Annotated in this window: 10 protein-coding genes and 1 tRNA gene; 2 read left to right on the top strand and 9 right to left on the bottom strand. The window is 63.6% G+C overall.

The genetic code is table 11. The annotated features are described in order from the left end of the window. The first annotated feature begins 35 nt into the window (after positions 1-35). The gene (locus tag ACP15I_RS08775) at positions 36-1,826 is read left to right on the top strand and encodes a PHA/PHB synthase family protein (protein ID WP_424974761.1); all 1,791 of its coding nucleotides are present in this window, start codon (positions 36-38) and stop codon (positions 1,824-1,826) included. A gap of 77 nt (positions 1,827-1,903) precedes the next feature. Here the strand turns inward: ACP15I_RS08775 and ACP15I_RS08780 are convergent, their stop codons facing one another. The 4 genes from ACP15I_RS08780 to pufB all read right to left on the bottom strand — a co-directional run bounded on the left by ACP15I_RS08780 (position 1,904) and on the right by pufB (position 4,965). Continuing rightward, on the bottom strand, positions 1,904-2,926 hold the full coding sequence (locus ACP15I_RS08780; RefSeq protein WP_424974762.1) for a PucR family transcriptional regulator: 1,023 nt from the start codon (positions 2,924-2,926) through the stop codon (positions 1,904-1,906). After that, positions 2,923-4,380 (bottom strand): PucC family protein, encoded by a 1,458-nt coding sequence (locus ACP15I_RS08785; protein ID WP_424974763.1) that lies wholly within the window; start codon positions 4,378-4,380, stop codon positions 2,923-2,925. Before ACP15I_RS08785 ends, ACP15I_RS08780 begins: the two co-directional genes overlap by 4 nt. An 84-nt stretch (positions 4,381-4,464) precedes the next feature. Further along, positions 4,465-4,797, bottom strand: coding sequence for a light-harvesting protein (locus tag ACP15I_RS08790; protein WP_424966227.1), 333 nt, complete (start codon positions 4,795-4,797; stop codon positions 4,465-4,467). A 12-nt stretch (positions 4,798-4,809) separates the two neighbouring features. Then, positions 4,810-4,965, bottom strand: a complete 156-nt coding sequence (gene pufB / locus ACP15I_RS08795; protein ID WP_424966228.1) for a light-harvesting antenna LH1, beta subunit — start codon at positions 4,963-4,965, stop codon at positions 4,810-4,812. Between the two features lie 594 nt (positions 4,966-5,559). Between pufB and ACP15I_RS08800 the strand changes: the two genes are divergently transcribed. Further along, positions 5,560-5,635 (top strand) — tRNA-Thr (locus ACP15I_RS08800). A 254-nt stretch (positions 5,636-5,889) separates the two neighbouring features. On the opposite strand, the gene glnT is transcribed toward ACP15I_RS08800, so the two are convergent. The 5 genes from glnT to ACP15I_RS08825 form a co-directional block, all read right to left on the bottom strand. Continuing rightward, positions 5,890-7,218, bottom strand: a complete 1,329-nt coding sequence (gene glnT / locus ACP15I_RS08805) for a type III glutamate--ammonia ligase (RefSeq protein ID WP_424974764.1) — start codon at positions 7,216-7,218, stop codon at positions 5,890-5,892. A gap of 75 nt (positions 7,219-7,293) precedes the next feature. Further along, entirely contained in the window at positions 7,294-8,640 is a 1,347-nt protein-coding gene (locus ACP15I_RS08810) for an FMN-binding glutamate synthase family protein (protein WP_424974765.1), read from the bottom strand. Between the two features lie 10 nt (positions 8,641-8,650). Further along, positions 8,651-9,328 carry a protein GlxC gene (locus ACP15I_RS08815; RefSeq protein WP_424974766.1) on the bottom strand — a complete coding sequence of 226 codons (678 nt, stop codon included), beginning with the start codon at positions 9,326-9,328 and terminating at the stop codon, positions 8,651-8,653. A 1-nt stretch (position 9,329) separates the two neighbouring features. Then, entirely contained in the window at positions 9,330-10,226 is an 897-nt protein-coding gene (locus ACP15I_RS08820) for a class II glutamine amidotransferase (RefSeq protein ID WP_424975033.1), read from the bottom strand. A 114-nt stretch (positions 10,227-10,340) separates the two neighbouring features. Continuing rightward, complete coding sequence (locus tag ACP15I_RS08825; protein WP_424974767.1) at positions 10,341-10,967, bottom strand: helix-turn-helix domain-containing protein; 627 nt, start codon at positions 10,965-10,967, stop codon at positions 10,341-10,343. Between the last annotated feature and the right edge of the window lie 66 nt (positions 10,968-11,033).

Here is an 11,033-nt window from a genome sequence, read left to right on the forward strand (position 1 = left end):
CGTGTATTGTTCGGCGCAGCAGGGGGGAGAGTGCCATGACTGATGTAACCACCGAGACCGGGGGTGCGAACCTGCCCGAGGTGACGACACGGATGATGTCGATCGCGCAGCGGAGCATGGCCGTGGCCGCCCAGATGCAGGCCTTGTCCATGGCCAAGGCGAACGGCTCTGAATACTCGCTGATGGACGCCTCGACCCTGGCCAAGGCCTATACCAATGTCTGGACCCGGATGCTGACCAAGCCGCAGGAGCTTTGGGCGGCGCAGCTCCAGATGGGTACGAGCATGGCCCAGGCCTGGACCGCGATGCTGATGCCGCCGGGCGAGGAGGATGCGCCGATCCGGGATCGCCGTTTCGCGGATTCCCACTGGAATGACGATCCGGTGTCGCGCGCCTATCGCGACGCGTTTCTCGTGTTGGAAAAGTCGATCTCGGACCTGTTGGACACGATGACCGAAGAGGGGCGCGACGATATGCGGGTGAACTTCTACACCCGTCAGGCGGTCAGCGCGCTCTCGCCTGCGAACTACCTTGCCACCAACGCGGCGGCCCGGTCCAAGCTGCTCGAGACCGGGGGCACCAGCCTGCTCGACGGGCTGGAAAACATGCTCGACGATCTGGAGCGTGGCGAAGGTCGGCTCGACATCGCGACCAATGACGCCCATGCCTTCGAGGTCGGGGTGGATCTGGCCACGACCGAGGGCGAGGTGATCTTCGAGAACGAGCTGATGCAGCTCATCCAGTATCACCCGCGCACCGAGACGCAGAACAAGATCCCCATGCTGTTCGTTCCGGCTTGGATCAACAAGTTCTACATCATGGACATGCAGCCGAAGAACAGCCTGATCCGCTATGCGCTGGAACAGGGGCATTCGGTCTTCGTGATCTCCTGGGCGAACCCGACCAAGGCCCATGCGGATCTGGATTTCGGCGATTACATGAAGCTCGGCCCGCTCACGGCGCTGGATGTGATCCGCGACATCACCGGCGAAGAGAAGGCCAATGTTCTGGGCTTCTGCATCGGCGGGATCCTTGTGACCGCCATGCTCGGCTATCTCGCCGCCAAGGGCGATGACCGGATCAATGCCGCGACCACGCTGGCGACCATGGTGGATTTCAAGGATGTGGGCGAGATCGGGGTCTTCATCGACGAAGAGCGGCTCGAAATCCTCCGCGCGCATATGGAAGAGAAGGGATATCTCGAATCCCATCACTTGCAGGATATGTTCTCGATGCTGCGGGAGAATGACCTGATCTGGTCCTTCTACGAGGCGAATTACCTGCAAGGGAACAAGCCCCGGCCGTTTGACCTGCTCTACTGGAACTCCGACAGCACGCGCCTGCCGAAGGCCATGCTGCTGTGGTATCTCAAGGAGGTCTATCTCGAGAACAAGTTGCGCCAGCCCGGCGGGCTCGAGATGGACGGGCAGAAGATCGATGTCAGCAAGGTCGAGACGCCGGTCTTCGTGCTGGCGACGATTGACGACCATATTGCGCCCTGGACCTCGATCTATCCGGCGACGGGTCTGTTCGGTGGCGAGGTGGAATTCGTGCTCGGGGGTTCCGGCCATATTGCCGGGGTGATCAACCCGCCCAACGAGCGGATGAAATACGGCTACCGCACGGGCGATGGCTATCCGGTCGATCCGCAGGCGTTTTTGGACGCCGCCGTGCAGCACAAGGGGTCGTGGTGGCCACACTGGACCGAATGGCTCGCCCAGCATGACGGAGAGCAAGTGCCCGCCCGCAAACCCAAGACCCGGGGCAAGTACAAATCCATTGAGCCTGCACCGGGCCGCTATGTGACCGCGCGCCCGGCGGATTGAGCGCCCGGACCTACCGCACAGCTGGATGCAAAAAGAGGCGCCGTGGCGCCTCTTTCCGTATCCGGGTTCGCGTGGGATCAGCGGCTGATCAGAGTCGGCATCCCCAGCATCTTGGAGAACGAGAACCGGTCCTCGCGCTTGCTCACCAGCGGGATCGGGAAGTTCGCCATCCGCTTGTGCCGCGAGAAGATCGAGCCTGTGAAGGGCTTGCGCTTGCTCAGGAGCGAGATCGGGAAGTTCGCCATGCGCCCATGTCTGGGGATCAGCGTGCCGGTAAAAGGTTTGCGGTCGCTTATCAGCGGGATCGGGAAGTTGGCCATGCGCGGCGCGCCCGGTATCAGGGCATTGGTCCCGGTCTTGCCATTGATCAGAAGCGGGAAGGGCCAGTTCGCCATGCGCTGGTGGCGCGGGATCAGCGAGCCGGTATAGGGCTTGCGCTTGCTGATCAGCGGCAGCGGGAAGTTCGCCATCCGTGCGTGGCGCGGGAACAGGAACTTGTCCGAGGGCTTGCGCCGAATGGTCAGCGGGATCGGGAAGTTGGCCATCCGGGCATGGCGCGGAAAGGCGAACTCGTCGCGTGGCTTCATCCGAATGGTCAGCGGGATCGGGAAATTGGCCATCCGCGCATGACGCGGGAAGGCGAACTCGTCCTTGGGCTTGCGGTGACTGATCAGCGGGATCGGCCAGTTCGCCATGTAATGGTTCGTCTCGTCAGGGTCCCGTTCGCGGGTCAGGAAGAGCGGGTGATCCGTCAGAACGCTGGTCGACTTGCCCGGCTTGTCCGCGACATAGACCTCTTCCACCAGATCGCCCATGTCCTTGGCGCCCATGGCCGCAGTCGTGTCCCGGGTCATCTGGGCCACGCCGAGCGGCTTGTGCCCGGCATTGACCATCAGAACGGCGCCGCCCTTGGCCAGCGCCTTTTCATAGGCCTTGGCGGTTGCCTTTTCCACATGGGCCGCAGTCAGCGTGTCGGTCAGGCCGTCGGCATCGGTGTAGACCCGCAGAATGCTGCGTGGAAAGCGCTGCGAGAGAAACCTGCGCTCCGCCGCCTTCGCTTGCTTTGCGTCTTCGAAATACCGCGTGATGACTTTTGTCATGATGCCTCCGCCTGTTCGGAATGTGTGTCCGATACGGACCTTGCGGACCGCGTGGTGTCAGGGCCCTGCGCAAACCGCGCCTTACCCAGCAACGGGAGTAAGGTAGCGCAAGCAAGGCCAAGGAAAACGATTTCGATGAGAAAAACGGCGTTATAGGGGGTGTGGACCGCGGCTCCGCTCTCGCCGCCGCCGGCCAGGATCACATCCCGGACGATCCCCGCGAGGGCAATGCCGAGCCCGGCTGCGGTGGCCTGAACAGCCCCCCAGGTGCCCAATGCCATGCCGATCTGGTCCTTGCGCGCCATGCGCATGGTCGCCGTCAGGGTGGCATGGCCGAACAGCCCCGCGCCCAGTCCGCAGGCCAGAGTGCCCGCCAGAAAGACCTGCGCCCCGCCGCCCATGGAGGACAGGATGATCGCGGCAAATCCGGGGATCCCGATCAGGGCGCCGATCAGACCCAGCCGGGTCGGTGCCCCGCCCGAGCCGAGGATGCGCGAGGCAATCCCGAAGCCGATCAGCGTGCCGCCCGCGAGCAGGGCCGTGAGTTTCGTGGTCTCGGCCACCGAAAAGCCGAGGGCCTGACCGCCATAGGGTTCCAGCAGCACATCCGCCGCGCCGAACCCGAAGGTCCCGAGCGCAATCACCACCAGCAGGCGCATCTTGCCCGGGGCCTGTACCAGCTTGGCCAGGGCGACGCGGAACGGATCATGCTTGGCAACGGCCATCTTTTGGGCACGGACGCGGTCGCGGGCTTCCTGCTTCCACATGGCGAACATATTCAGCGAAACCGTGATCACCGCGGCACCCTGGATCACCTGGATCAGACGGCCGGGCGTGTAATTCTCAAGAAGCGCACCGAAGATCAGCGCGCTCACCACCATCCCGAAGAGCAGCATGACATACATCAGGCCGACCACCTTGGGCTGGTCTTCTTCCTCGACCAGATCGGTTGCCAGGGCGAGGCCCACGGTCTGGACCATATGCATGCCCGCGCCCACCAGCAGGAAGGCGAGGCCCGCCGCGGACATCCCGATCCAGCGCGGGGCGTCCACCGCCTCGCCATAGCCAGACAGCACCAGCAGCGAGAAAGGCAGGATTGCGAAGCCGCCAAACTGGTAGAGCGTGCCCTTCCAGATATAGGGCACCCGGCGCAGGCCAAGGGCCGAGACATGGGTGTCCGACTTGTACCCGATCAGGGTGCGGAAGGGCGCAAAGAGCAGGGGCAGCGCAAGCATCCCCGCCACGAGGGTCGCGGGAACGCCAAGCTCGACGATCATCACGCGGTTCAGGGTGCCGACCAGCAGCACCACCGCCATCCCGACGGTCACCTGAAACAACGAGAGACGGAGCAGCCGCGACAGGGGCAGATCGTCCGTCGCGACATCTGCAAAGGGCAGATAGCGCGGACCGATTGTGGCCAGTTTGCGTAAAGCGAAGTCGCGGTAATTCAGCATCACCCACTCATATTCGGGGGTCAAAAGGGACCTGCGGACAGGTGCCCGCAGATCTCAGGACAGTCTTGACGGTCAGAGGACGCGTCAGTGTTCCATCGTATGCACGGGAGGTGCAGCGCTGGCGAGGACCGCCGTCGTGGTGGATCCGTCCGGCATGATCACGAGGACCTGCTGGCCGCCATCCTGCGCGGGCATCACATAGGACGCCTTCGCGGTCTCGACATCTTTCAGCATCGTCGCCGAGGCTTCTTCCTGATCGCCCGTCCCCAGAGGTTGGCCGGACAGGAAGTCAGACACCCAGGAGGTGTTGCTCAGAACAGCAACATGGACAGAAAAGGAGCCGAGTGCGACGGCGCCGAGAAATACGGGCACGCCTACGGCGGGAGGCACGACAAGCCACATCTTTGCGTTGTTCATGTCGGTCCTCCGTTATCCGAGCCAGGGCGTCGAAGCCGCGACCAGGAAATGCGCAAGCAGCGCGATTGCACCGAAGACACGCGTGCCATCAATCAGATAGCTGTGCACCTCTTCAGCTTCGTTCAGGGTCAGGCCTGTGGGCCAGACCTTATCGGGGTCATCGGACATATGGGTCCTCCTTCAATGCGGCGTCATTTGAAGCGCAATGACGATCAGCAGTGCATTGCACCAATGATGCCACGCAACTTTACGGTCTCGAGACGTCCTTCTCCGGACCGCAGGCTTAGTGTGTCATGATTTATAGACATTGCAAGTGTAAATAAGAATTTACAATACGACGCTTCGAGGGGGCGACCCAGGGTCAAGAAGCTCAAGCGTTTCAGAACTTTGCCGGTGCTCGCGGTCTGTTTTCCACCCGGTGGCGCGGGCCTGACGGGCCTGAACCCACATCTGTGATACACAAGATGGCGCGAGAATCGCTTTTTGCAAATCTTGAGTGCAGATTTGATCGGCCGGCCACTGACAGACGCGCGCGGCCCCGTGTCTGTCCCGGGCTTTGCCGCGCAGCGCTGCCTCTGGCCCGTGGCTGGAAAGCCTGAGTCATGGCCACGCTTCAAGAGGTCTTGCACGGGATCATCAGAGGGGCTAAACGACCCGTCATTGTCCCGCCCGTTCGCCTTGAGCGGTGGCCCGGAAGCCCCTGAAAACGGCGCATCGGACCCGGGACAGCAGCCCTCCGGGGGTGCAAAAAGGAAGAAAAGCGCCGCTGTAGCTCAGCTGGTAGAGCACGTCATTCGTAATGATGGGGTCGGGGGTTCGAGTCCCTTCAGCGGCACCACTTTCTTCCCCGAACCTCCCCCGTTCTGAGCTGCGATACATCAGACCACCCGTATCAAGTGCCTTGGCCGAAACCACGTTCCGCTCGGGGTTCCGCAGGGTGTAGAGCGTCCAGAGATGGTCTGTGTGGACCCCCATCTGGGGCTGCCGGATCTTCGCGAAGGTGGCAGCACCCGTTCTCAACGAGGTTGCGACGGGACAGGGCCAGGATGGGACGGTGCGGACACGGGGGGGCCGCCCGCCATGCCCTCCGCGTCAGATGTCGAGCGTGTTCACCCGCTCCCATTCCGAGAAGTGGGAGACATAGGAATTCCATTCCTGCATCTTCATCTTCAGGTACGCGTTGGAGAATTCCTCGCCCATGGCGGCCTTGAGCCCCTTGTCGCGGTCATAGGCGCGCAGCGCGTCGAGCAGGTTCAGCGGCAGCTTGGGCGCGCCCCGGACCTTGTGGCCCTCGGCGTACATGTCGATGTCGTGCCGTTTGCCCGGATCGGCCTTGCTGCGGATCCCGTCGAGACCGGCCGCGATGATCACCGCCTGCAGAAGATAAGGGTTGGCCGCCCCGTCGGGCAGGCGCAGCTCGAACCGGCCCGGACCGGGGACACGGACCATATGGGTGCGGTTGTTGCCGGTCCAGGTCACCGTATTCGGCGCCCATGTCGCCCCGGAGACCGTGCGCGGTGCGTTGATCCGCTTGTAACTGTTTACCGTCGGGTTGGTGATCGCCGCCAGCGCCGAGGCGTGTTTCATGATCCCGCCGAGGAAATGCTTGCCCCGCTCCGACAGGCCCACCTCGCCGGTCTGCCCTTCGCCCTCGCCCGCAAAGACATTGGTCTTGGCATCCGCCCCGGGCGCGTCCCAGACCGAGATATGGGCGTGACAGCCATTGCCGGTCAGGCCCTCGATGGGCTTGGGCATGAAGGTTGCGCGGAAGCCGTGTTTCTCGGCGACAGACTTGGTCATGAACTTGAAGAAGCTGTGCTTGTCGGCTGTCCTGAGCACATCGTCGAACTCCCAGTTCATCTCGAACTGGCCATTCGCGTCCTCATGGTCGTTCTGATACGGCCCCCAGCCCAGATCGAGCATGTAGTCGCAGATCTCGCGCACCACGTCATAGCGACGCATCACGGCCTGCTGATCGTAGCAGGGCTTCTCGGCGGTATCGAACGGGTCGGAGATCTGCGTGCCCTCGGGGGTCAGCAGGAAATACTCCGCCTCCACCCCGGTCTTCACATGCAGGCCCTCGCTGGCGGCCTCGTCGATCAAGCGACGCAGGACGTTGCGCGGGGCCTGGGCGACATCCGCGTCTTCCATGACGCAATTGCTCGCGACCCAGGCGACTTCGGGCTTCCAGGGCAGCTGGATCACCGAAGAGGCATCCGGCACGGCCAGCATGTCCGGATGGGCCGGGGTCATGTCGAGCCAGGTGGCAAACCCGGCAAAGCCCGCGCCTTCTTTCTGCATGTCGGCGATGGCCTGCGCGGGCACCAGCTTGGCCCGTTGGCCGCCGAACAGGTCCGTGAAAGAGATCATGAAGTAATTGACACCGTTGTCCTTGGCGAAGGTGGCGAGATCAATGGTCATGTGGCGTTGTCCTGTTGTCGGTTTGGGTCGAAATGAAGGGGCGACCGCTGCGCGGGGCATGGCGGCTCGGTCTGGTCAGAAACTGGTCCCGGGTTTGCCCGGATACCAGTCGGTGCCAGCCAGGGGGATCCGCGCCATGGCTGCGGCCTCCATGGTCAGGGCGCAGAGGTCCTCGGGTTCCAGATTGTGCAGATGGCTCTTGCCGCAGGCCCGCGCGATGGTCTGCGCCTCCAGCGTCATCACCTTGAGGTAATTGTTCAGCCGCCGTCCGCCCTCGACTGGGTCGAGGCGGGATATCAGATCCGGGTCCTGGGTGGTGATGCCCGCCGGGTCATTGCCCTCATGCCAGTCATCATAGGCGCCCGCAGTGGTGCCGAGCCGCTGGTAGTCATCCTCCCAGCGCGGGTCATTATCCCCCAGCGCGATCAGGGCCGCCGTGCCGATGGCCACCGCATCCGCGCCGAGTGCCATGCATTTGGCCACATCCGCCCCGGTGCGCACACCGCCCGAGACCACCAGCTGCACCTCCCGGTGCATGCCCAGATCCTGCAATGCCCGCACCGCCTCGCGGATGCAGGCCAGGATCGGCTGGCCCACATGTTCGATGAAGACATCCTGCGTGGCGGCCGTGCCCCCCTGCATCCCGTCCAGCACGACCACATCCGCCCCGGCCTTCACCGCAAGCGTCGTGTCGAAATAAGGCCGCGCGCCGCCGACCTTGATATAGATCGGCACCTTCCACGAGGTGATCTCGCGCAGCTCGAGGATCTTGATTTCCAGATCATCGGGGCCGGTCCAATCCGGGTGCCGACAGGCCGAGCGCTGGTCGATGCCCTTGGGCAGGTTCCGCATCTCGGCCACGCGGTCGGAGATCTTCTGGCCCAGAAGCATGCCGCCCCCGCCCGGTTTCGCGCCTTGCCCGACCACGACCTCGATCGCATCGGCCTTGCGCAGGTCATCCGGGTTCATCCCGTAGCGCGAGGGCAGGTATTGGTAGACCAGCTTGTCGGAATGCCCGCGCTCCTCCGGGGTCATGCCGCCATCGCCGGTGGTGGTCGAGGTGCCCGCGAGGGTCGCACCCCGGCCCAGAGCCTCTTTCGCGGGGCCCGACAGCGCGCCAAAGGACATGCCCGCGATGGTGATCGGGATGTCCAGCTCGATGGGGTTGGCCGCAAAGCGCGTGCCCAGCGTCACCCGCGTGTCGCAGGTCTCGCGGTAGCCCTCCAGCGGGTAGCGCGAGATCGAGGCGCCCAGAAACAGCAGATCGTCGAAATGCGGCACCTTCCGCTTCGCCCCGCCGCCGCGCACATCATAGATCCCCGTGGCCGCCGCGCGCCGGATCTCGGCATTGATGCTCTGGCTGAAGGTGGCCGACTGGATCGGTTCGGTCCGCGGAGGACCATCCTGCTTGATGTCCTTCATCTCTGGGTCCTCAATAGGCATTGTCGATATGGAAGTTGTAGAGCTTGCGCGCCGAGCCGTAGCGTTTGAACTCTTCGGGTTTCGCATCGCAGCCCCCGCGCGCGAGCAGGTCCGCCAGGATCTCGAGATGTTCGGGACGCATCTCCTTCTCGATGCAGTCCGCGCCGAGCGATTTGACGGAACCGCGCACGAAGAGGCGCGCCTCGTAGATCGAATCCCCCAGCGCATCGCCCGCATCGCCGCAGACCACGAGGTTGCCCGATTGCGCCATGAAGGCGGACATATGCCCGACATTGCCATGGACCACGATGTCGATCCCCTTCATCGAGATCCCGCAGCGCGACGAGGCATTGCCCTTGATCACCAGCGTGCCGCCATGGCCCGTCGCCCCGGCATATTGGCTGGCATCGCCGTCGATCACGACTGTGCCGCTCATCATGTTCTCGGCCACGCCCGGCCCGGCGGAGCCATGGACATGGACGGTCGCCTGCTTGTTCATGCCGGCGCAGTAATAGCCGGTCGAGCCTTTGACATTCACCTCGATCGGGGCGTCGAGACCGACCGCGATGGCGTGACTGCCGCGCGGGTTCACGACCTCCCATTGGGTCTGGTTGGTGGTCTCGGCCTGCGCATGGAGCGTGGCGTTCAGGGCGCGCAATCCCTGCGCCTCAAGGTCAAAGATCTGCATCTCAGTGGTTCCAGAAATAGACGGTGGCGGGCTCGGGCTCCCAGACGCGGGCGGTGTCGATCCCGGGCAGGTTCACCAGCGCGCGGTATTCGGAGCCGAAGGCGACATACTGGTCGGTTTCGGCCATGACTGCCGGTTTGCAGGCAATCGGATCGCGGACCACGCCGAACCCGTCCTTGGTGCCCACCACGAAGGTGAAAAACCCGTCCAGATCCTCTAGCGAGCTTTCCAGCGCATCCCCGAGGGTCGCGCCGTTCTGCATTTTCCAGGTCAGGTAGGCGGCGGCCACCTCGCTGTCATTCTCGGTCTCGATGCGCACGCCCTCGCGTTTCAGCTTGCGGCGCAGGGAGTTGTGGTTCGACAGAGAGCCGTTGTGGACAAGGCATTGGTCGGACCCGGTATTGAACGGATGCGCGCCCATGGTGGTGACGGCGGATTCCGTGGCCATGCGGGTGTGGCCGATACCATGGGTGCCGGACATCTCGGAAATGCTGAACCGTGCGGCGACGTCCTTGGGCAGGCCCACTTCCTTGTAGATCTCGATGATGTCGCCAACGCTCATCACGCGGATTGCGGGGTCATGGGCCTCCAGCGCGGCGCGGGTCGCCTCGACCTGCGCGGTGGGCACCTCCAGCACTGCATGGGTGTCCTTCTGGTCCAGCGTAACGGGGGCACCGATCGCAGCCGTGAGCGTGTCGGCCAGCCCGTCAAACACCGTCTCGGGGTGATCGGACTGGATCGTCAGCTTCGACACTCCGCTCTGCTCATCGCCATAAAGCGCAAGGCCCGCACTGTCCGGACCGCGATCGGTCATGGTGACCAGCATGTCCGTGAGCATGGCGCCCAGTGCAGGCTCCAGCGATTTGTCCTTCAGAAATAGGCCGACGATCCCGCACATCCGCACGTTCTCCATGATCTGGGGTTTGGGCGGACGGTAGCATTCCCCCCTGGCGATTCACAACCATGAAGAATAAAAATTTCACCACAGGAATATTTTCGGCGTCTCGAACGATCACCGCCCCTGCGGATAGCTGATGATCGAGATGTAGCGCGCGGGCAGGTCCACCAGTGTTTCCGGCCCGTGCGGGGCATCCGCATCGAAGAACAGCGTATCGCCCGGGCGCAGGGGAAAGACCTCGGCCCCATGCCGGTAATCCACCGCACCGCTGAGCATGTAGATCGTCTCGAGCCCGCCATGCTGGAACGTGTCGAACGTGTCGGATTCCGCGGTCAGCTCGATCAGGTAGGGTTCGACAATCACGCCGCTCGCATTGCTGCCGATATGGCCCAGCAGGTTGTATTGATGCCCCGCCCGCGTGCCCTCGCGCGCGATCTCGACGCCCTTGCCCGCCTTGGTATGCACAGCCTCGCGCCGCTCTTCGTATTGCCGAAAGAACGCGGTGAGCGGCACCGACAGCGCATTGGCCAGCGATTGCAGGGTCGAGAGCGAGGGCGAGGTATTGCCGTTCTCGATCTTGGACAGCATCCCGATGGAGAGCCCGGTCAGGTCCGACAGTTCGGCGACCGTGATGCCGTGCTGCTTGCGAAAGGCCCGGACCTCGCGCCCGATCGCGACCTCCAGCACGCTCTCGCGCCCGGCCTGAACGGAATGGGGGTCCTGACTCAGTTTGACGACCATCGGTGTCTCCATCACTGGGGTGCGCGCCGGGGCAGGGGGCCCGCACAGGGCTTCAGAGTTTCTTCT

The organism is Dinoroseobacter sp. S124A (assembly GCF_049801015.1).
Taxonomy (GTDB): Bacteria; Pseudomonadota; Alphaproteobacteria; order Rhodobacterales; family Rhodobacteraceae; genus Dinoroseobacter.